The 20,529-nt window shown below is 75.0% G+C and carries 21 protein-coding genes and 1 pseudogene; 7 read left to right on the top strand and 15 right to left on the bottom strand.

Annotated features, from left to right (window positions below; all coding sequences use genetic code 11):
- Positions 1-84: 84 nt before the first annotated feature.
- Entirely contained in the window at positions 85-696 is a 612-nt protein-coding gene (locus EMA09_RS16980) for a hypothetical protein (RefSeq protein ID WP_129841869.1), read from the top strand.
- Between the two features lie 13 nt (positions 697-709).
- On the opposite strand, the gene tsaE is transcribed toward EMA09_RS16980, so the two are convergent.
- From tsaE to alr, 3 genes are read right to left on the bottom strand one after another with little or no spacing between them, the layout of a single operon-like run.
- A complete protein-coding gene (tsaE, locus tag EMA09_RS16975) occupies positions 710-1,195 on the bottom strand; it encodes a tRNA (adenosine(37)-N6)-threonylcarbamoyltransferase complex ATPase subunit type 1 TsaE (protein ID WP_129841868.1) in 486 nt (161 codons plus the stop codon).
- Positions 1,179-2,339: an alpha/beta hydrolase gene (locus tag EMA09_RS16970; protein ID WP_129844088.1), complete on the bottom strand. Its 1,161-nt coding sequence runs from the start codon at positions 2,337-2,339 to the stop codon at positions 1,179-1,181. Before EMA09_RS16970 ends, tsaE begins: the two co-directional genes overlap by 17 nt.
- 20 nt (positions 2,340-2,359) lie before the next feature.
- Positions 2,360-3,529, bottom strand: a complete 1,170-nt coding sequence (gene alr / locus EMA09_RS16965; RefSeq protein ID WP_129841867.1) for an alanine racemase — start codon at positions 3,527-3,529, stop codon at positions 2,360-2,362.
- 51 nt (positions 3,530-3,580) lie between these two features.
- Here alr and EMA09_RS16960 point away from each other — a divergent pair, with 51 nt between their 5' ends.
- Positions 3,581-5,062 (top strand): NAD(P)H-hydrate dehydratase, encoded by a 1,482-nt coding sequence (locus EMA09_RS16960; protein WP_129841866.1) that lies wholly within the window; start codon positions 3,581-3,583, stop codon positions 5,060-5,062.
- Here the strand turns inward: EMA09_RS16960 and EMA09_RS16955 are convergent.
- The 4 genes and pseudogenes from EMA09_RS16955 to EMA09_RS16940 all read right to left on the bottom strand — a co-directional run.
- Complete coding sequence (locus EMA09_RS16955) at positions 5,023-5,601, bottom strand: Uma2 family endonuclease (RefSeq protein WP_129841865.1); 579 nt, start codon at positions 5,599-5,601, stop codon at positions 5,023-5,025. The genes EMA09_RS16960 and EMA09_RS16955 overlap by 40 nt on opposite strands.
- A gap of 19 nt (positions 5,602-5,620) precedes the next feature.
- Complete coding sequence (locus tag EMA09_RS16950) at positions 5,621-6,202, bottom strand: Uma2 family endonuclease (RefSeq protein ID WP_240796438.1); 582 nt, start codon at positions 6,200-6,202, stop codon at positions 5,621-5,623.
- 190 nt (positions 6,203-6,392) lie between these two features.
- Positions 6,393-6,761 carry a holo-ACP synthase gene (locus EMA09_RS16945; RefSeq protein WP_129841864.1) on the bottom strand — a complete coding sequence of 123 codons (369 nt, stop codon included), beginning with the start codon at positions 6,759-6,761 and terminating at the stop codon, positions 6,393-6,395.
- A 128-nt stretch (positions 6,762-6,889) separates the two neighbouring features.
- Positions 6,890-7,504 (bottom strand): annotated as a pseudogene (locus EMA09_RS16940) (glutamine--fructose-6-phosphate aminotransferase); the annotation flags it as partial.
- A 34-nt stretch (positions 7,505-7,538) separates the two neighbouring features.
- On the opposite strand from EMA09_RS16940, the gene coaA reads away from it, so the two are divergent.
- Positions 7,539-8,495: a type I pantothenate kinase gene (gene coaA / locus EMA09_RS16935; RefSeq protein WP_240796437.1), complete on the top strand. Its 957-nt coding sequence runs from the start codon at positions 7,539-7,541 to the stop codon at positions 8,493-8,495.
- 25 nt (positions 8,496-8,520) lie between these two features.
- Here coaA and glmM read toward each other — a convergent pair whose 3' ends face one another.
- The 3 genes from glmM to rplM form a co-directional block, all read right to left on the bottom strand.
- The gene (glmM, locus tag EMA09_RS16930) at positions 8,521-9,879 is read right to left on the bottom strand and encodes a phosphoglucosamine mutase (protein WP_129841861.1); all 1,359 of its coding nucleotides are present in this window, start codon (positions 9,877-9,879) and stop codon (positions 8,521-8,523) included.
- A gap of 102 nt (positions 9,880-9,981) precedes the next feature.
- Entirely contained in the window at positions 9,982-10,491 is a 510-nt protein-coding gene (gene rpsI / locus EMA09_RS16925; protein ID WP_129841860.1) for a 30S ribosomal protein S9, read from the bottom strand.
- A gap of 38 nt (positions 10,492-10,529) precedes the next feature.
- Positions 10,530-10,973, bottom strand: coding sequence for a 50S ribosomal protein L13 (rplM, locus tag EMA09_RS16920; RefSeq protein ID WP_129841859.1), 444 nt, complete (start codon positions 10,971-10,973; stop codon positions 10,530-10,532).
- A 314-nt stretch (positions 10,974-11,287) separates the two neighbouring features.
- On the opposite strand from rplM, the gene EMA09_RS16915 reads away from it, so the two are divergent.
- On the top strand, positions 11,288-12,166 hold the full coding sequence (locus EMA09_RS16915) for a hypothetical protein (RefSeq protein WP_129841858.1): 879 nt from the start codon (positions 11,288-11,290) through the stop codon (positions 12,164-12,166).
- Positions 12,167-12,220: 54 nt separating this feature from the next.
- Here the strand turns inward: EMA09_RS16915 and EMA09_RS16910 are convergent, their stop codons facing one another.
- Positions 12,221-12,814 (bottom strand): NAD(P)H-dependent oxidoreductase, encoded by a 594-nt coding sequence (locus EMA09_RS16910; RefSeq protein WP_129841857.1) that lies wholly within the window; start codon positions 12,812-12,814, stop codon positions 12,221-12,223.
- A 101-nt stretch (positions 12,815-12,915) separates the two neighbouring features.
- On the opposite strand from EMA09_RS16910, the gene EMA09_RS16905 reads away from it, so the two are divergent.
- Positions 12,916-13,752: a helix-turn-helix transcriptional regulator gene (locus tag EMA09_RS16905; RefSeq protein WP_129841856.1), complete on the top strand. Its 837-nt coding sequence runs from the start codon at positions 12,916-12,918 to the stop codon at positions 13,750-13,752.
- 21 nt (positions 13,753-13,773) lie between these two features.
- Here EMA09_RS16905 and truA read toward each other — a convergent pair whose 3' ends face one another.
- The 4 genes from truA to EMA09_RS16885 all read right to left on the bottom strand — a co-directional run bounded on the left by truA (position 13,774) and on the right by EMA09_RS16885 (position 17,600).
- Positions 13,774-14,622, bottom strand: a complete 849-nt coding sequence (gene truA, locus EMA09_RS16900; RefSeq protein ID WP_129841855.1) for a tRNA pseudouridine(38-40) synthase TruA — start codon at positions 14,620-14,622, stop codon at positions 13,774-13,776.
- Between the two features lie 13 nt (positions 14,623-14,635).
- The gene (locus tag EMA09_RS16895; RefSeq protein ID WP_129841854.1) at positions 14,636-15,811 is read right to left on the bottom strand and encodes an MFS transporter; all 1,176 of its coding nucleotides are present in this window, start codon (positions 15,809-15,811) and stop codon (positions 14,636-14,638) included.
- Positions 15,812-15,891: 80 nt separating this feature from the next.
- Positions 15,892-16,476, bottom strand: a complete 585-nt coding sequence (locus EMA09_RS16890; RefSeq protein WP_129841853.1) for a TetR/AcrR family transcriptional regulator — start codon at positions 16,474-16,476, stop codon at positions 15,892-15,894.
- A gap of 56 nt (positions 16,477-16,532) precedes the next feature.
- Entirely contained in the window at positions 16,533-17,600 is a 1,068-nt protein-coding gene (locus EMA09_RS16885; RefSeq protein ID WP_129841852.1) for a hypothetical protein, read from the bottom strand.
- A gap of 493 nt (positions 17,601-18,093) precedes the next feature.
- Between EMA09_RS16885 and EMA09_RS16880 the strand changes: the two genes are divergently transcribed.
- Positions 18,094-19,041: a response regulator transcription factor gene (locus EMA09_RS16880; RefSeq protein WP_240796436.1), complete on the top strand. Its 948-nt coding sequence runs from the start codon at positions 18,094-18,096 to the stop codon at positions 19,039-19,041.
- A gap of 258 nt (positions 19,042-19,299) precedes the next feature.
- Complete coding sequence (locus EMA09_RS16875) at positions 19,300-20,421, top strand: phosphate ABC transporter substrate-binding protein PstS (RefSeq protein ID WP_129841851.1); 1,122 nt, start codon at positions 19,300-19,302, stop codon at positions 20,419-20,421.
- Positions 20,422-20,529: the final 108 nt, after the last annotated feature.

The following is a 20,529-nucleotide window of genomic DNA, read 5'->3' as shown; positions in this document are numbered from 1 at the left end:
TAGCGTCGGCGGACGGTCAAGGACGGTCCGAGACGTCCCCCGGCGTCCCCGGGGACGCCGTCCCGAAAGGCAGGCAGGTCGATCGTGGCGCGCCACACCTCCGGTTCCGGCTCCGGCTTCTTCGTCACCGCGCTGACGGCCGCCGCGCTCGCCGTCGTGGCGTTCTTCGCGTACCAGGCGTCGGCCGCCGAGGACCGGCCGGCCGCCGCCGCGCCCCCGTCCGAGTCGCCGTCGGCGGACGCGGCCGGCGGGCAGGACGGGGGGCAGGGCAGCGGCGAGGACGCCGACGAGCCGTCCCCGACCGCGCTCCCCGAGGACTCCGGCGCGGGCCGCCGCGTCGTGTACGCGCTCGAACAGCGGCGCGTGTGGCTGGTGGACACCGACGAGGACGGCGGCGAGCAGGTCACCGGGACGTTCGAGGTGTTCCCCAGCTCGGTCAGCCCGGAGCCCGGCGAGTACGCCGTCACCTCGCGCAACCCGGCGGGCACCGGCTCGGACGGGGTGCCGATGGAGCATGCCGTGATCTTCCACCAGGACGCGGACGGCGTCGTCTTCGGCTTCTCCGCCGCCACGGACGGCTCGACGCCCGACCCCGACGGTGAGCAGCGCACGGGCGGCATCCGGCAGAGCCGGGCGGACGGGGCCGCGATGTGGCAGTTCGCCGAGGCGGGCACCACCGTCGTCGTCGTGCCCTGAGGCCGCCGGCGCCTCAGTCCGGCAGGCGCGTCCCGGCCCAGCGGTCGCCGACGCCCGTGAGGGTGACCCGGCGCACGTCGTCGCCGCCCGTGCCGCTGCGGTCGATCACGACGTGCAGCCGGTCGTCCGACAGCTCCTCGACCCGGCCCTCGCCCCACTCGACCACGACGACCGACTCCGGCAGCGCCACGTCCAGGTCGAGGTCCTCCATCTCCTCCAGGCCGCCGTCCAGCCGGTACGCGTCCACGTGCACGAGGGCGGGGCCGCCGGTGAGCGACGGGTGGACCCGCGCGATGACGAACGTCGGCGACGTGACCGCGCCCCGCACGCCGAGCCCTTCGCCGATGCCCCGGGTGAGCGTCGTCTTGCCGGCGCCCAGTTCACCCGTCAGGAGGACCAGGTCGCCCGCCCGCAGCAGCCCGGCGATCCCGCGCCCCAGATCCCGCATCGCGTCGGGTCCTTGGAGGGTGCGGGAGACGGTCTCAGACAGCAGGTTCATGGGACGGGATGCTACGCGCCAGCAGCGCGCCGAGACGCTCGTTGACCTGGTCGGGGGCTTCGAGCAGCAGCAGGTGCCCGGCGTCCGGGAGGCGGGCGAACTCGGCGTGCGGCAGTCCGGCGGCGATCCGCTCGCTGTGCGCGGGCGGTGTCACCTCGTCGCGCTCGCCGACCATCACGAGCACCGGCAGGTCCGCCGCGAGACCGGCGAGGACCGGCAGCGCGCGGGTCGTGTCGTGCTCCGCGAAGGCCGGGTAGAACTCGGCCACGACCTCGACGGGGACGGATTCGAGCAGCCGCTCGGCGAACCGCGCCACCCCCGGGTCCACGTCGTCCGGCCTGCCGAACGCGTACCGCCGCACCACGCCGCTGTACAGCTCGCCCGCCGCGCGGCGCCCCCGGTCCACGAGGCCCTGGCGCGCGCCGAGCGTCCGCAGCAGTCCCGGCAGCACGACGCGCACCGCGCGCGCGGCGGACGCCGGGAGGCCGTAGGTGACCTCGGCGAGCCGGCCGGCCGACGTGCCGATGAGCGCGATGCCGGCGACGCGTTCCGCCACGTAGTCGGGGAACTGCTCCGCGAGCGCCATCACCGTCATGCCGCCCATCGAGTGCCCCACCAGCACCACGGGTCCCTCCGGCACCGTCGCGTCGAGGACGGCCTTCAGGTCGCGGCCCAGCAGCCCGGTCGCGACCGGCCCGCCCACGGGGCCGCGCCCGGACCGGCCGTGCCCGCGCTGGTCCCAGTACACGGCCCGCGCGGCGCCGCGCAGCGCCGCCCGCTGGAAGTGCCACACGTCCTGCCCGAGGCAGTAGCCGTGGCAGAAGACGACGGTCGGCCGGCGGCGCGCGGCCCGGCGCCGCGGCCGGGCGGACCCCGCGGCCCTGGGCGCTGGGACGGTCAGCGGCGCGGCGACCGGCCCGCCCGCGCCGTCGCCCGCCGGCCGGGGCGCGGGTCCGGGCTCGTCGATCTCGTAGTACAGCTCGGTGCCGTCGTCCGCCGTGACGGTGCCCGGGGTGCCGCGCAGCGTGCCGTAGGGACCCGCGGCGTCCAGCGCGGCCAGCGCCTCACGGCGTACCGAACGGCTCGCGGTCAGCCGGTGCGCGGCCACCGTGGTGGCGACCGCGCCGAGCGCCGCTCCGGCCATGCCCACGCCCCGTGCCCACCTCACGTTCCCGTCGCTCCGGACACGCCGTGGTGGACGCGGGGGACGCGGGACCCGATGCGGGTGACGATCTCGTACCCGATGGTCCCGGCGGCCCGTGCCCAGTCCTCGGCGGTCGGCTCGCCCCGGTCGCCCGGGCCGAAGAGGATCGCCTCGTCGCCGGCCTCAGCGGTGTCCCCGCCGAGGTCCACGACGAACTGGTCCATGGCGACCCGCCCGGTGACGGTCCGCCACTTCCCGGCCACGAGCACCGGGCCGCTGCCCGACGCGTGCCGGGGGATGCCGTCCGCGTACCCGGCGGGGACCAGCGCGAGCGTGGTCTCACCGGGCGTCAGGTACTCGTGTCCGTAACTCACCCCGTGCCCGCCCGGGACGCGTTTCACGCCGGCGAGCGCCGCGCGCAGCGTCATGACGGGCCGCAGTCCGAGGTCCGCGGCGCTGCCCACGTCGGGCGACGGCGACAGGCCGTAGACCGAGATGCCGGTGCGCACCAGGTCGTAGTGCGCCTCCGGCAGGGTGAGGGTGGCCGGGGAGTTGGCGAAGTGCCGCACCTCGGGGTCGAGCCCGGCGCGGGCGGCGACGGCCAGCGCGTCCTCGAACACGGCCCGCTGCGCGGCGATCGAGGGGTGGCCCGGCTCGTCGGCGCAGGCGAAGTGCGACCACAGGCCGGTGACGGTGATCGCGCCGGACGTCTCGGCGGCCCGTGCGGCGGCGACCAGGCCGGGCCACTCGCGCGGCGGGCAGCCGCTGCGGCCGAGACCGGTGTCGATCTTCAGGTGCACCCGGGCGGTGCGCCCGGCCTCGCGTGCCGCCGCGACGGCGGCGGCCAGGTCCCACGGGGCGCTGACGGACACGTCCACGTCCGCCTCGATCGCCCGCAGCCAGGGGGCGTCCGGCGTCCACAGCCAGCACAGGAGCCGGCCGCGGTCGCCGGCGGCACGCAGCGCGAGGGCCTCACCGGGGGTGGCGACACCGAGCCAGTCGGCCCCCGCCTCGCGGGCGGCGCGAGCGCACGGCACGAGCCCGTGCCCGTACGCGTCGGCCTTCACGACGGCCATCAGACCGGCGCCGCCGGTGAGCCGTCCGCGCAGGGACCGGACGTTGGCGCGCAGCGCGGTCAGATCGATATCCGCCCGCAACCGCCCGCTTCCTTCTGGTGAGTGCTCGTTCACGTCCACCAGTGTCGCAGGAGATACCGTTCCGCGAACGTCAGACTGGGACCCATGAGGACTGCGTACCGGGTGGAGACCGTACGGGCGGCGGAGCGCGCGCTGATGGCCGCGTTGCCCGGGGGAACACTGATGGCGCGGGCGGCCGCCGGGCTCGCCGCCGTCGTCGCGCGGCGGCTCGGGCGCCGGCGGTACGGCGCGCGGGTGGTGCTGCTCGTCGGCGGCGGCGACAACGGGGGCGACGCGCTGTACGCGGGCGCCCGCCTCGCCCGGCGCGGCACGGCCGTCACCGCCGTCCTCCTGCGGCCCGACCGCGCGCACGCGGGAGGGCTCGCGGCGCTCCGGGCGGCGGGCGGCCGTACCACCGGCGCGGACGCGCCCGGCACGGGACCGCTGCTCGCGCGGGCCGACCTCGTCGTGGACGGCATCACCGGCATCGGCGGACGCGGCGGGCTGCGCCCCGACGCCGCCGCGCTAGTCGCACGGGTGGCGGCGGCGGGCGTGCCCGTGGTGGCGGTCGACCTGCCGAGCGGGGTGGACGCGGACAGCGGCGAGGTGCGGGGCGAGGCCGTACGGGCCGCGGTGACCGTGACGTTCGGCGCGTACAAGCCGGGGCTGCTGATCGACCCGGGCAGCGCGTACGCCGGTGAGGTGCTGCTCGTGGACATCGGGCTCGGGCCGCACCTGCCGCCGGAGGCGGACGCGGTGGCGCTGTCCGACGCGGACGTGGCGGCGCTGCTGCCGCGGCCCTCGGGGGAGAGCGACAAGTACCGGCGGGGGGTGGTCGGCGTGGTCGCCGGCTCGGAGCGCTACCCGGGCGCGGCCGTCCTCGCGGTGGCCGGGGCGCTGCGCGGCGGCGCGGGCGCGGTGCGGTACGCGGGGCCCGCGGCGCACGCGGTGGTCGGCCGCCATCCGGAGACGCTCGTCTCGGACGGGCCGCCGCACCGCGCGGGGCGGGTGCAGGCGTGGGTCGTCGGCCCGGGCGTCGGCGAGGACCCGGACGCGGCGGAGCGGGTCGGCGAGGTCCTGGCGTCGGACGTGCCGGTGCTGATCGACGCGGACGGCCTGCGCGGCCTCGACCCGGACCGGCTGCGCGCCAGGACCGCGCCGACCCTGATCACCCCGCACGCGGGCGAGGCGGCACGCCTGCTCGGCGCGGACCGGGCGGACGTGGAGGCGTCCCGCCTGGCCTCGGCACGGGAACTCGCGGCGCGCTACGGAGTGACGGCACTGCTCAAGGGCTCCACCACGGTCGTCGCGGACCCGGCGGGCCGCGTCCGCGTCAACACGACGGGCACGCCGTGGCTGGCGACGGCGGGCACGGGCGACGTGCTGTCGGGCCTGACGGGCGCTCTGCTGGCGACGGGCCTGTCACCCCTGGACGCGGCGTCGACGGGCGCGCACCTGCACGGCCTCGCGGGCTCGCTCGCCCCGGTGCCGCCGACGGCGTCGACGGTGGCCGAGGCACTCCCCGCCGCGTGGCGGCGGGTCGGGGCTCACGACACGGGGAAGGCGGACGTGTCGAGGACCGGGTAGGGCGCGGGCAGGGGCAGCGGCTCGCCGAGCTTCACCTCGACGGACACCTCGTACCGCTTCTCCTCCGGCACGGGCTCCGAGAAGGCATACGCGAACCCACGCGCCCGATGGACGAGCAGATACACCGGCACACCCGCCGCCGCGTACGTCCGGTATTTCGGCCCCGTGTCCGTCTCATGATTGCTGGACGTGACCTCCCCCGCCAGAGCCAGGAGATCCGCCGCGTACCAGCCACCGTGTGCCCGGCGGTAGGCGCGATCGAGATCCGTCGGCTCGCGGTGGAGCACGTGGAGATCCGGGATGACCAGCGCCCGTGTCCTGGCTTCCGGAGCCCCGACACGGAACCCGGTCCCGAATCCCGCGCGCCCCCGGCCGGCCGCCCTGAACTGCATGTAGACAGCGCCGATGATCTGATTGTGCTCCCAGTCCGCCGGCGGCGTCACGATCGGGACGCCGCCGAGGAACTCGGACCGCACCGGCTCCGGAGAGGCCCTTTCGATCGCCGCCAGCGCGTCGATCGGGTCGCGCGACTCGCTCATAACGCCCTGGTCCGGTGGATCAACGCGCCAGGAACACGGACGTGTCGAGGACCGGGTAGGGCGCGGGCAGGGGCAGCGGCTCGCCGAGCTTCACCTCGACGGACACCTCGTACCGCTTCTCCTCCGGCACGGGCTCCGAGAAGGCATACGCGAACCCACGCGCCCGATGGACGAGCAGATACACCGGCACACCCGCCGCCGCGTACGTCCGGTATTTCGGCCCCGTGTCCGTCTCATGATTGCTGGACGTGACCTCCCCCGCCAGAGCCAGCGTCCCGATCGGGAGCCATCCGCCATGGGCACCGCGGTACGCCTCGTCGAGGTCCGTGAGCGGCCGGCGGAGCACGTAGAGGTCGGGGATGACGAGCGCGACCGTTCCGTCGCCCTCACCCTCCGCGAAGCGGAAACCCGTGTTGGTGCCCACCTCGTCGATCCCGGCGGAGAGCAACTGGGACCCCAGCTTGAGCAACCCCTTGTTGTGCATGTGATCCGGCGTCGGTGACACGACCGGTACCCCCTCGAGGAACTCCAATCGAACCGGCGTCGGATACGCCTTCTCGATCGCGGCCAGCAGTTCGATGGGGTCGTGTTGCTCGTTCATCGGCTCGCTCACGGGATACGAATCGCTCACGGGATGTGCGGGCATTGCCATCGCGTCCCCTCCCTCTCGCTCCGACCAGGCTACGTGCCGGGCTCATCGCCCCGGGGTCATCCTCCGACGGAACAATCGTCCGACGCGCACCCGAACGGCCCATTTCACCCGATCCGATGATCTCTGCCCCGGCGGCTCCTCATGCCTCCGCGATCACCACCGCCGACGCCACGCCCGCGTCGTGGCTCAGCGACACGTGCCACGTCCGGACGCCAAGCTCCGCCGCCCGCGCCGCCACCGTGCCGCGCACCTCCAGCAGCGGGCGGCCCGACGCCTCCTGCCGCACCTCCGCGTCCGTCCACCGCAGCCCCGCCGGCGCCCCCAGCGCCTTCGCCAGCGCCTCCTTCGCCGCGAACCGCGCCGCCAGCGACGCGGCCCCCCGCCGCTCCCCCGACGGCAGCCACAGCTCCCCCGGGACGAACAGCCGCTCCGCCAGCTCGGGCGTCCGCTCCAGCGACCGCGCGAACCGGTCGATCTCCGCCACGTCGATCCCCACCCCGACGATCACGCCCGCACCACGCCCCCCTCGGCGTCCGTGATCTCGCAGCGCGCCTCGTCACCGTCCCGCCGCAGCACGACGACCTCATCGCCGCCCGCCGCGTCGAGCCGCAGCACCTCGCCGACGGACTCGCCGGCGAACGCCGCCCCGTCCGTCGCCACGAACGACTCCCCCGCCCCCACACCCACCACCAGCGGGAGGCCCCGCCGTGCCGCGACCACCGCGTCGGGATCGTCGGCGTGCACCGCGATCAGCGCGAACGAGCCCCGCAGCGACCGGCACACCTGACGCATCGCCTCCCCCGGCTCCCCGCACGACGAGAACGACTCCGCCAGCAGGTGCGCCACCACCTCGGTGTCCGTCCCCGACTCGAACCGGTGGCCGCGCGCCGCGATCCCGGCGCGCAGCGCCGCGTGGTTCTCGACCCCGCCGTCCCGGACGACGGCGACCCGGCCCGCGGCGTCGAGGTGCGGCTGCGCGTCGGTGTCCGCGGCGGGGCCGCCGCCCGTCACGCGCCCCACATGGCCGACGCCCGTGCCCGCCGCGGGGAGGGGCCGGTCGGCGATCAGGGCGCGCAGGTCGGCGAGCGTGCCCGCGCGGCGCGCCGCCGCAAGACCCCCGTCGGCGACGAGCGCGACGCCCGCGACACCGGCGGCGTCGTGGTCCGGGTCGCGGCCCGCGAGTCTGCCGAGGCCGCCGAGCAGCACGTCGAGAGCGGACTGGACCCCTGTGTAACCCACGCACCCGGACATGCGGGCAGATTAGCCCGCCCCGGAGAATGTGCGCGTGGCCACCTCACCCCGCCGGACGACCCCGTACATCGAGCTGACGCGCGCCCAGTGGAGCGCGGCCGGCGAGCGCGCCCCGCTGCCGCTGACGGCGGCCGAGCTGACGGCGCTGCGGGGGCTCGGCGATGTCACGGACCTGACCGAGGTCCGCGAGGTCCACCTGCCGCTCGTGCGGCTGCTGCAGCTGCACATCGAGGCCGCGGCCGGGCTGCGGAGCGCGGTCGGGGCGTTCCTCCACGGCGACGCCGACCCGGGTGCCGCCGAGCGCCGGGCCGGGCCGTTCGTCATCGCCGTGGCGGGCAGCGTGGCCGTGGGCAAGTCCACGATCTCCCGCCTGCTGCGGGCGCTGCTGGAGCGCGGCCCCGGCCGCCCGTCCGTCGCGCTCGTCACGACGGACGGCTTCCTGCTGCCGACCGACGAACTGCGGCGGCGCGGACTCCTGGCGCGCAAGGGCTTCCCCGAGTCGTACGACCGGCGGGCGCTGACCCGGTTCGTCGCCGAGGTGAAGTCCGGCAGGCCGGAGGTGTCGGCGCCCGTCTACTCGCACCTCACGTACGACATCGTGCCGGGCGAGCGGCTCGTCGTGCGGCGCCCGGACATCCTGATCCTGGAGGGCCTGAACGTCCTGCAGAGCGCGCCGCCCGGCCGCGTCGGGCTCGCCGACCACTTCGACTTCTCGCTGTACGTCGACGCGCGGCCGGCGGACATCCGCGCCTGGTACCTGGACCGGTTCCTGCGGCTGCGGGCCACGGCGTTCCGCGACCCGCGCTCGTACTTCAGGAAGTACGCCGAACTGCCCGAGGAGACGGCGCTCGCCATCGCGGGCACCACCTGGCGCACCGTGAACGAGCCGAACCTCGTCGCCAACATCGCGCCGACCCGCGCCCGGGCCACCCTCGTCCTGCGGAAGGGACCCGACCATGCCGTCCGCGCGGTGCGGCTGCGGCACCCCTGACCGGGTGCCGCGCGGCGCGTGCGCGTCAGCCGAGCTGGGACTTCACGACGTCGGCCAGGGTCGCCGCGACGGTCCGCGCCTGGTCGGCGTCGGCCGCCTCCACCATGACCCGGACCAGCGGTTCGGTGCCGGAGGGACGCAGCAGGACCCGGCCGGTGGCGCCGAGCTGCCGCTCGGCCTCGGCGACGGCGTCGGACAGCTCGCGGCAGTCGGCGACGCGCGACTTGTCGACGTCCCGCACGTTGACGAGGACCTGCGGGAGCCGTTCCATCACGCCGGCGAGGTCGGCGAGGGTGCGGCGCGTGGCGGCGACGCGGGCGGCGAGCAGCAGCCCGGTGAGGGTGCCGTCGCCGGTGGTCGCGTGGTCGAGGACGATGACGTGTCCCGACTGCTCGCCGCCCAGCGCGTAGCCGCCGCGCCGCATCTCCTCCAGGACGTACCGGTCGCCCACGGCGGTCTGCCGCAGCCGCAGGCCCTCCCGCTCCATGGCGAGGGTGAAGCCGAGGTTGGACATGACGGTGGCGACGACCGTGTCGTGCGGCAGGCGGCCCGCCTCCCGCAGGGCGAGGCCGAGGACGGCGAGGATCTGGTCGCCGTCGACGTCCCGGCCGGCCGCGTCGGCTGCGAGGCAGCGGTCGGCGTCGCCGTCCACCGCGATGCCGAGGTCGGCGCCGTGCTCCAGGACGGCGGCACGCAGCGCGCCGGGGTGCGTGGAGCCGAAGCCGTCGTTGATGTTGAGGCCGTCCGGCTCGGCGCCGATGGTGACGACCCGGGCGCCGGCCCGCGCGAACGCCTCGGGGGCGACGCGCGAGGCCGCGCCGTGCGCCGTGTCGATGACGACCTTCAGGCCGTCGAGGCGGTTCGGCAGGGCGCCCACGAGGTGGCTGACGTAGGTGTCGAAGCCCTCGTCGTAGTCGGTGACCCGGCCCACGCCGGAGCCGACGGGCCGCTCCCACGGCTCGCCCGCCGCGTGCTCGCGGTAGCCGGACTCGATGCGGTCCTCCAGGTCGTCGGCCAGCTTGTGGCCGCCCCTGGCGAAGAACTTGATGCCGTTGTCGGGCATCGGGTTGTGGCTCGCGGAGAGCATCACGCCGAAGTCGGCGCCCAGCGAGCCCGTGAGGTACGCGACGGCCGGGGTCGGCAGGACACCCACCCGCAGGACGTCGACGCCCGCGCTCGCGAGCCCGGCGACGACCGCGGCCTCCAGGAACTCGCCCGATGCCCGCGGGTCCCGGCCGACCACGGCCAGGGGCCGACCGGCGCCGTCGGTGCCCGGGGAGGCGAGCACGCCGGCCGCGGCCACCGACAGGCCCAGGGCCATCTCGGCGGTGAGATCCACGTTCGCAACGCCCCGTACACCGTCCGTGCCGAAGAGTCGTCCCACAGTGTTTCCTCCGAGTTCCCGAGTGCGACCGACGGCGTAAACCCTATAAAAGGAACGCCCCGGCAGCACGGACGTGCTGCCGGGGCGCCGGGAATGACCCGATCAGCGCTTGCTGTACTGGGTCCCCTTGCGGGCCTTCTTCAGACCGGCCTTCTTCCGCTCGACCGCGCGGGCGTCGCGGGTCAGGAAGCCGGCCTTCTTGAGCGGGCCGCGGTTGTTCTCGACGTCGGCCTCGTTCAGGGCGCGGGCGACACCGAGCCGCAGCGCGCCGGCCTGGCCGGAGATGCCGCCGCCGGAGATGCGGGCGACCACGTCGTAGCGGTCGTCGAGCTCCAGGACCTTGAAGGGCTCGTTGACGGACTGCTGGTGCACCTTGTTGGGGAAGTAGCCCTCGAGGGTGCGGCCGTTGATCTTCCACTTGCCGGTGCCCGGCAGGATGCGGACGCGGGCGATCGCGTTCTTCCGGCGGCCGGTGCCGGCGCCCGGCAGCGGGTCGCCGAAGCGGGCGGTCAGGTCCTCGGCGGAGGCGAACTCCTCCGGGGTGCTCTCGGTCGTGTACTCCTCGACCTCGGGAACCTCGGCGTCCAGGGTCTCAGGGGTGGGCTCGGCCACGATTCTCCTCGGATTCTTTTCTGTGAAGGGTGGCCGGACTACTGCGCGACCTGGGTGATCTCGAACGCCACCGGCTGCTGGGCGGCGTGCGGGTGCTCGGAGCCCGCGTAGACCTTGAGCTTGGAGAACATCTGCCGGCCGAGGGAGTTCTTCGGCAGCATGCCCTTCACCGCCTTCTCGACGGCCTTCTCCGGGTTCTTCTCCAGCAGGTCGCCGTACCGGACGGAACGGAGACCACCGGGGTAGCCGGAGTGACGGTAGGCGAGCTTCTGGGTCCGCTTGTTGCCGGAGAGGTGCACCTTGTCGGCGTTGACGATGATGACGAAGTCACCGGTGTCAACGTGCGGCGCGTACACCGGCTTGTGCTTGCCCCGCAGAAGGGTGGCGGCCTGGGAGGCCAGACGTCCCAGGACGACGTCGGTGGCGTCGATGACGTGCCACTGACGCTGGACGTCGCCGGGCTTGGGGCTGAACGTACGCACGGTCGTAGCCTTCGCTTCTTCAGTGTTGGGTTACCTGACAAGGCCACCCGGCGATCACAACAGAGAAGGCCGCACCCCGGTGACGCAACCGTGGTGCAGGCCCCTGGCAACCATCCTGGTGAACCGGCGCAAGGCCCGTCACGTGAGATCGAGCAAGCCATACGCATAGAGTCTTCAACGATGCAGACTACCGGCCCTCCGCCGGACGGGTCAAAACGGGTCGCCGCCCCCGTACGGTCCCGGGTGTTCACCGTTCCGTCATGTGATCCGACCGCAGGGTCGCCGGCGGGCGCTCTCCCCTTAGACTGCCGCCCATGAGTTACGGGCAGGGGGGACCGGGGTGGGTCCCGGGGGGTTCTCAGCAGCAGCCGCCTGACTGGAACGCGCTCGCGGCCGACGCCGAGCGGCGCCAGGGCCGCAGGCGCGCCTGGATCGTCGGCGGCGCCGTCCTCGGCGCGGTGGCCGTCGGCACCGTGGTCGCCCTCGTCATCGTCGGCCAGGGCGGCGACGGCGACCCGGAGGCGGCCGGCGCGGACACGACCCTGCCGGCCGAGCCGTCGGGGTCGGAGTCGGAGCGGCAGACGTTCGGCCGCACCTCCCTGCCGCCGCTGCCGCAGCCTCGCGAGTTCATCTCGGACGCGGACAAGGACCTCGCGCCGTTCGAACCGGACGGCTTCTTCTCCGGCGACACGATGGAGATCGAGGACCGGGCGTACACCGAGGTCGCGTCGGACGGCACCGAGGGGTGCGGGACGGACGTCCTGTCCGCCGACCTGTCGGCGGCCCTGACCGAGCTGGGGTGCGTGGGCACCGTGCGCGCCACCTACACCGGGGACGGCGTGGCGGTGACGGTGGGCGTCGTCCAGTTCCCGGACGAGGAGACGGCGGCGAGCGCCCGCGCGACCGAGGCCGGGGGCAACCTGCTCGCCCTCACCGGCGGCGACGCCCCCGCGTTCTGCGAGAACGGCGGCTGCCGCACCACGAAGAACCAGGTCGGCCGCTACACCTATTACACGATCGCGGGCAACGCCGACGGCTCCCCGGACAGCGGCGACGCCGACACCCCGGCGAAGCAGGCGTCCCTCGACGGGAACGACCACGCGTTCAACTGCATCATCCGCCGCGGCGAGGAGCAGGCGTCGGCCTCGGCGAGCGCCATCGTCGAGGAGCGCAACCGCGAGCAGGACGGCTGAGCCCCGCGCCGGGGAGGCCGCGGACGGCCTCCCCGGACGGCGCGGTCCCGGCGTTCAGCCCGGGTAGGGCACGGCCTCGCGGGCCGTCCTGAGCGCGCCGGTCCACCAGGCGAGCAGGTCGAGCAGGGTCTTGGCGTACCCGGCGGTGTCCGGGTCGAGCGGCGCGCCGTCCTGCCAGGCGGTGAAGTAGTTCGGGAAGGCGAGCCCGCTCTGGATGGTCACGGCGTGCAGTTCGGTCAGGACGTTCTCCAAGTGCAGCACCGCGTGCCGGCCGCCCGCCGCGCCGCCGTAGCTGACGAAGGCGGCGGGCTTCGCCGCCCACTGGGTGAAGTGCCAGTCGATGGCGGCCTTGAGGGACGCCGGGTAGCTGTGGTTGTACTCGGGCGTGACGATGATGAAGGCGTCGGCCTTCTCCAGCGCCGTCGTGAGGGGTGCCATGCCGGCCGGGCGCGGGTAGGAGTCGCCGGCGTACTTGGGGGGCGCGGCGGGCAGCGCCAGCGGGATGTCGATGTCGGCGAGATCGACGACCTCCACGTCGAAGCCGCCGTGCGCCCTGGCCTGCCCGGCGACCCATGAGGTGACGACCGGGCCGAACCGCCCGTCCCTGACGCTGCCGGTGATGATCGCGAGCCTGTGCTTCTTGTCCATGTCCACCACGATCGGGCGGCGTCCGGGCCGTAGCCAGACCGCGCCGAGGCTGGCCCCCGCAGGGCCACCCTGTCCGCGCCGGGGCGGCATATCGTGGGCGCATGGGAACGCCGTTGGGGGATTTCGTCCGGGCCAAGCGCGACAGCATCCAGCCGGCGACACTGGGGCTGCCCGACCACGGCAGGCGCCGGTCGCCGGGGCTGCGGCGCCTCGACCTCGCCACGCGGGCCGGCATCAGCGTCGAGTACCTGACCCGCATCGAGCAGGGCCGTGACCGCAACCCGTCCGTCGCGGTGCTGAACGCGCTCGCCGACGCCCTCAGTCTCGCCCCGGCCGAACGCGAGCACCTGCGCTACCTGGCGAAGATCACCGGCGGCGAGTGCACCGCGCACGCGCGGCCCGCGCCGCCGTCCCGCGAGGTGCGTCCCGCCGTACGGGAGACGCTGCGCCTGCTGGAGCCGGGCATCGCCGCGGTCACCAACCGGCTGGGCGACATCCTGGCGCACACCGGCGGCTTCGGCGCGCTGATGGACGGCACCGGGCTGCTCGATCCGGACGAGCCGAACCTCACCCGCTACGTCTTCACCGATTCCCGTGCCCGCGGCCTGTTCACCGACTGGGACGACATCGCGGACGAGGTGGCGTTCGACCTGTGGCGCGGGCCGTCCGCCGAGAGCGCCGAGTGGCTCACCGCCGAGCTGGCGCCCGCCGCCGGCCCCGACTTCACCCGGCGCATGAACCGCCACCTGGTCCCGCGGCGCGGGGTCCTGCGGCTCGCCCACCCGTCGGGGCACGCCCTGAGGCTGGACCGCGAGACGCTCGAACTCGCCGGTGACGGGCAGCAGATCGTCGTCCTGCTGCCCGCCGACGAGGCGACGGAACAGGCGCTCGGCCGGCTGCTCCGGCCCGCCCGCGGGAGCCTGCGGGCCATCTCCTGACCGCTCACCGGCCGGGCGGTGTCACGGTCCGACGAGGGTCCGCAGGTTGCGTGCCTCGCGGTTGCGCGCGGCCAGCCGATCGTCCGGCGGGTAGCCCACGGCCTCAAGGGTGAGGCCGTGGGGCCGTACGACGTGCACCGCCGAGTCGCGCACGCGGCCGGCGAGGACGGCGGCCGGCCAGTCCGGTGCCCGGTGGCCGTCGCCGACGAACAGCATGGCGCCGACGAGGGCGCGCACCATGTTGTGGCAGAACGCGTCCGCCTCGACGGTGCACTCGGCCGTGCCGTCGGCGAGGCGCTCCCAGCGCAGGGCGCGGAGGGTGCGGATGGTGGTGGCGCCCTCGCGCCGTTTGCAGTAGGCGGCGAAGTCGTGCTCGCCCAGGAGGCGTTCGGCGGCCTCGTTCATGGCGGGCACGTCGAGGGGCCAGTTGTGCCACAGGATGTGGTTGCGGCGCAGCGGGTCGACGCCGCCGGGGTGGTCGCTGACGCGGTAGGCGTAGCGGCGCCAGATCGCGGAGAAGCGCGCGTTGAAGTGGGGGGGCGCCTGGGTGGCGCGCCATACGCGCACGTCGTGCGGCAGGCGCCCGGCGAGGCGGCGCACGAGCCGGTCGCGCTGCTCGTCCCACACACCGTCCGGCAGATCGACGTGCGCGACCTGGCCGCGGGCGTGCACGCCGGCGTCCGTCCGTCCCGCGACGGTCAGCTCGTACCGGGTGCCGGGCGCGGAGCGCGTGACGACGCGCAGCGCGTCCTCGATCTCGCCCTGCACGGTGCGCCGGGAGTCCTGCCGCGCCCAGCCGGAGAACGCGGACCCGTCGTACGACAGGTCGAGCCGTACCCGGACCTGCCCCTCCTGTGGTTCGTCCTTCACGGCCCCGATCCTCTCAGAGGGCCGCGCCGGCGCCGGCGGCGCGGCGGCGGGCGTCCCGGGGGCGGGCGAGGTCGGGCAGGAGGGTGGCGAGGCCGGCGAGGGCGAGGGCGGCGCCGAGCCAGAGGGGGGCGCGCAGTCCGGCGAGGTCGATGGCGAGGCCGCCGAGCGCGGAGCCGGTGATGACGCCGAGGGTGATGAACGAGGAGTGGACGGTGTTCACGAGGGCGCCGGCGTTCGCCGCCCGCTGGACGCGCGTGACCATGGCCGGGTTCATCGTGACGCCGACCAGGCCGATGCCGAGCAGGCAGGCGACGGCACCGGGGCGGAGGTCGGCGAGGAGGGCGAAGCCGGTCAGGAAGAGGGCGTTGAGGGCGAGTCCGGTGACGAGGACGGGCAGCGCGTGGCGGTCGGCGAGGCGTCCGACGACGGTGTTGCCCGCGACGGTCGCCGCGCCGTACGCGACGAGGATGACGGGGACGGTGCCCTCGGTGAAGCCGGTGACCTCGGTGAGGATCGGGTTGACGTAGGAGAAGGCGGCGAACGTCGCCCCGATCACGCAGGTGCTGGTGGCCAGGCGCAGCCACAGGGTGGGGCTGCGGAAGACGGCCAGCTCGGAGCGGAACCCGCCCTCGGGGGCCGCCCGGTCGAGGCGGGGCAGGCCGGCCAGGGTGGCGAGCGCGGCGACGGCGGCGAGGCCCGTGATGGCCCAGAAGGCGGCGCGCCAGCCGAGGTGCCCGCCGACGAAGGTGGCGAACGGCAGGCCGATGAGGGTGCCGAGCATGAGTCCGCCGAGGGTCGTGGCGACGGCGCGGCCGCGTATGCCGGGATCGACGAGGCGGACGGTGGTGGAGATGGCGACGCCGAAGAACGCCTGGGACGCGGTGCCGGTGATGACGCGGGCCACGAGCATCGTGCCGTAGCCGGTGGCGGTGGCCGCGAGGACGTTGCCGGCGAGGAAGACGGCGAACAGGACGAGGAGCGCGGTGCGGGGCGGCACGCGCAGGAGGGCGACGGTGAGGAGGGGGCCGCCGACGGCCATGGCCACGGCGAACGCGGTGATGAGGTAGCCGATCCTCGGCACGGTGGTGCCCAGTCCTTCGGCCATCTGCGGCATGAGGCCGGCGACGGCGAACTCGCTGGTCACCATGGCGAGGACGCCGAGGGCGAGGAGGTGGATGGCGCGTGGCACGGGCTGCTCCCGGGTGAGGATTCTGGAACGGTCAGTACATAACGTGGGCGTGCGGAGCCGCGGTCCGGGCGCGGCCGGGGTCAGGCGCGGGGCGGGCGGAGGGCGTCGAGCGCGGTGGCGGCGATCGCGGTCAGCGCGGCGCGGTCGGCGCCGCCCTGGCTGGAGATCCTGATACCGCTGATCACGGCGTTCAGGAAGCGGGCGAGGTCGCCCGCTTCCCGGTCCCGGGTGACGGTGCCGTCGCGCTGGCCGGCGGCGACGACGTCGCGCAGGACGGCGAGCCGGTGGGCGTTGTCCCGGTCGAGGACGGCGGCGATCTCCGGGTCGCGGCCGGCCAGTTCGACGGTCGTGTTGACGGTGAGGCAGCCGATGCCGGTCTCCGTCTCCACGATCGAGTCGAGCAGCGCCCGCAGCCGGTCGGCCGGCGGCCGCGCGGTGTCGTCGAGGACGGCGGCCTGCCGCGCGTTCATCACGCTCATGTAGCGGGCGAGCGCGCGGCGGAAGAGGTCGTGCTTGCTGGTGAACGTGTTGTAGATGCTGCTGCGGCCGAGGCCGGTCGCCTCGCACAGGTCCTGGGTGGAGGTGGCCTCGTAGCCGCCCGTCCAGAACGCGCGCAGGGCGGCGTCCAGGGCGCGTTCCTCGTCGAAGTTCCTCGGGCGGGCCATGGACGGCACCCTAGCCGTTCTGGAACGGTCGGTGCAATACGTGGTGGGCGGGCCGGTCAGCCGTTCTCCGGGGGCGGCGCCGGGCGGCGCGCCCGGTGCAGCAGGAACGCCGCGCTCGCCAGGGCGGCCAGCCGCAGCAGCCACGGCCAGTCGTCCCGGAGGACCTCGCCCGCCGCACCCTCGGGCAGCGCCTCGCCCCAGTACCCGCCCGCACGGCCGCCGAGCCACAGGGCGTACGCGGTGGCGACGAGCGCGGGCATGCCGAACGCCGCCCACTGCCCGACGCGGCGGCTGAGGCGCGGCGACCAGTACGCGGCGGCCCAGCCGAGGCCGAGCAGGACCAGCTCACTGAGCACCGCCCCCGCCACCAGCAGGAGCACGCCCCCGAGTTCGACGACGCCACCGACCCGCCGCCCGGCGAACGCGGCGCGCGCCAGCCGCCGGCCGGCCGCCGGCCCCGCCTTCCGGGCCGCGGCGGCCGCCGCCTCGGCCTCGGCGGCCTGCGCCGCGCGGACCTGGGCCTCCCACTCGTCCCTGGTGAGCCGGACCGGGCCGCCGGCCGCCGGGCCGTCCGCCTCGTCCTCGGCGTCCTCGTCGTCCTCGAACCCGAGCGGCGGGCGCAGCATCTCGGGGATCTCGATGCCGCCCCGGAAGGCGCCGATGTCACCGTCGGGCCAGAACGTACGGCCGGGCGGCGCGGGCCGCGGGAACAGCGATGCGCCGCCGTCGCCGGTGCGCTGCGCCGGCAGCGGGACGGCGGGACCCTCGCCGGGCTCCGCCGAACCGTCCGCCGGGCGCCCGGGCTTCGTCAGCGGGACGGCGGGTGACGGCGCGTCGGGCCGCCCGGACGGCGCCGGCGCGGGCGCGCCGGCGCCGGGACGGGGCGCGCCCTGCGTACCGGCCGCCGCGGCGACCACGTCCTCCGGGCTGCCCATGCGGCCGAGGATGCGCCGCACCGAGGCGCGGCTCTCGGCCGTGCCCGCCGCCGCCCTGGCGCGGTGGATGTCGTCGCGCAGCCGGTTCACCAGCGCGGCGCGCTGCGCCGCCGACATGCTGGTGCCGTGCGCCAGGTCGCCGACGCGGCTGAGATAGTCAAGAACGAGCTGTTCGCCTTCGATGCCCACACCAACTGCCCTGCGCCTCGGGGAATCGCCTCCGACCAAACCGCATCGATGCTACTCGCGGGCGGGCCGCCACGCAGGGACGCGCGCGAAGCCGGCGGAACCCATGCGAACGCCGTTGTTCATCGCGGGTTCACCGAACGCCGCACAACCCGCTACCCACGGCTCGTTACATGGTGAACGTCCCTGCCTGATCCCCTTGCCGCGTCCGGGAGTTCCGCCATGCCCGCTGTGCTCGCCGGTCAGGCCGCGGCCGCCCGGCGCGCCGGACCGCGGCGGCCGTGCCCCGCCGGGCGGGCGGAGCGGGACGGGGCCGAGGACAAGCTGAAGAGCGGCGTGCACGCCCGCATCGGCGGCCGGCTCCACCGCCGGCGGTACGCGTTCGCCACCGCGCCGGCCACGCCCGTGGCCGCCACCTCCGCTCCGCGTCGGGGTTCCCGGGCCGCCGACCGTGCCGCGTTCTTCACTGCCGACACCGACAGCGAGGGAGTGCGCCATGGGCGCCTGGTTGAGTCCGACCCAGCCGAGAAGACCGTCCACCGCCCCGCAGCGGCCCGCGTTCCCCGACGGCCTGGACGAACGGTACGGCACCGCCGCGCCCGGCGGTGATCCCGGCACCGCGCCCCGCCTCGGCCCGCACGTGGACTTCGGTGACGACGACGCCGGCGCGGACGGCGGCTTCGGGACCGGCGCCGACGGCTACCGGGACGGCACGGACGGCCTCGGGACGAGCGGCGCCACCGCCCCCGGCATCACCCTCGGCACCAACCCCGTCGTCCTGCTCGCCGACTCCGACGAGCGCATCCGCCAGGGGCTCACGGCGCAGCTCGCCAAGTACCAGGTGTCCGTCGTGCACTGCGCCGACGGCGCGGCCGCCCTCCTGGAGGCCGGGCTGCGCAAGCCGGACGTCCTGCTCGTGTCCGCGGACCTGCCGGTGATCGACGGCGCGACGGTGCTGCGTCTGGTGCGGCGGCGGCTGTCGATCCCCGTCGTTCTCGGCGTGGGACCCGACGACACGGCGCAGGTCGGCCCGGCCCTCGCGGCGGGCGCGAGCGCCTGCGTGGCGCGGCCGTACCGGCCGCGCGAGGTGGCGCAGCTCCTGAGCCTGGCCGACCGGGGGCACCGGGGCTGGGACCAGCCGCTGGTGTGCGGGCCGCTCACGCTCGACCCCTCGACGTACGAGGTCCGGATGCACGGGGTCTCCACGGCCCGCCTGCCGTTGCGCGAGTTCCAGCTGTTGCATCTGCTCATGCTGCACAGTGAGAAAGTGATCACGCGCGACCGCATCAGGACGGAGCTGTGGGGCGAGGGCGCGCGGCGTTCGAACACCATCACCGTTCACATTCGGCGCCTCCGGGAGCGGCTGGGCGACGACCCGCACCACCCGGAGATCATCCAGACGGTGCGCGGCGTCGGATACCGCCTCGTGCCGCCGCAGAGCTGACCGGACGGCCCCTCGGCCCGGCGCGCCGGGAGCCGGCCGGGGGGCGTCCGGGTCTCACCGGGAAGGTCGTTTCCTTAACGATTCCAACTCTTTTTGTGAAACCCGGGGTTCCTTGGAACCTACCTTTCTGTTCACTTTCTGGCCCTCGCTGCTTCGCTGGCCCCTCTTACGTTCTCCTCGACACCTTCAAGTCGACGAACACGTCTCACACACCCGCCGGTCGTCGCGCCGGCCGGGACGCAACGAGGAGCAAAGGCCATGCGCAACTGGCGCGCCACCACCGCCGCGATAGCCGTCGTATCCGCCCTGGCCCTGGCCACGGCGTGCAGCAGCGAGAACGAGGACGACGGGGGCAGCGGCGGTGACAGCGGCGGCTCGGGCGGCGGCTCGACCGCGTCCGAGCTGTCCGGCACGATCGCCGGCGCCGGCGCCAGCTCCCAGGACGCCGCCCAGCAGGCGTGGATGGCGGGCTTCCTGGGCGCCAACCCGGACGTCACGATCACCTACGACCCGTCCGGCTCCGGCGCCGGGCGCGAGCAGTTCATCGCGGGCGGCGCGACCGCGTTCGCCGGCTCGGACGCCTACCTGGACGACGAGGAGCTGGCCGCCGCCACCGAGCGTTGCGGCGAGGTCGTCGAGGTCCCGGTCTACGTCTCGCCGATCGCCGTGGTCTTCAACCTCCCCGGCATCGACTCGCTGAACCTGAGCGCCGAGACCATCGCGGGCATCTTCGACCAGAAGATCACCAAGTGGAACGACGAGGCGATCGCCGCCGACAACCCGGACGCCGACCTGCCGGACCTCGCGATCACGCCGGTCAACCGCTCCGACGACTCCGGCACCACCGAGAACTTCACCGAGTACCTCGCGACCGTCGCCCCCGACGCGTGGCCGCACGAGGCCAGCGACGTGTGGCCGGTCGACGGCGGTGAGGCCGCGCAGGGCACCTCCGGTGTCATCCAGGCCGTCACGGGCGGCGAGGGCACCATCGGCTACGCCGACGCCAGCCAGGCCGGTGACCTGGGCACCGCCAGCGTCCAGGTGGGCGACGAGTTCGTGCCGTACTCCCCGGAGGCCGCCGCGGCCGTCCTGGAGGTCTCCGAGCGCGCCGAGGGCCGCGGCGAGTACGACTTCGCCTTCGACCTGGCCCGTGACACGACCGAGGCCGGCACCTACCCGATCGTCCTCGTGTCCTACGGCCTCGCCTGCACCTCGTACGACGACGCGGACACGGCCGAGCTGGTGAAGGCGTACTTCGACTACATCATCAGCGAGGAGGGCCAGGCCGCCGCCGCCGAGACCGCCGGCTCCGCCCCGATCTCCGACGCCCTCCGCGAGCAGCTCCAGACCGCCGTGGACGCCATCGGCTCCGCCTCCTGACCCGCCCGGCGGGCGGGTCCCGAGCGACCCGCCCGCCGTCCACCCCGATACGGCGGGTCCACCCCGACGGCGGGTGAACGGCCGGCCCCGACCTCGGCCGGCCGCCGT

The sequence above is a fragment of the Streptomyces sp. RFCAC02 genome, assembly GCF_004193175.1.
Taxonomy (GTDB): Bacteria; Actinomycetota; Actinomycetes; order Streptomycetales; family Streptomycetaceae; genus Streptomyces.
The sequence above is the reverse complement of the archived record's forward strand: the minus strand, read 5'-3'. Positions and strand labels throughout refer to the sequence as shown.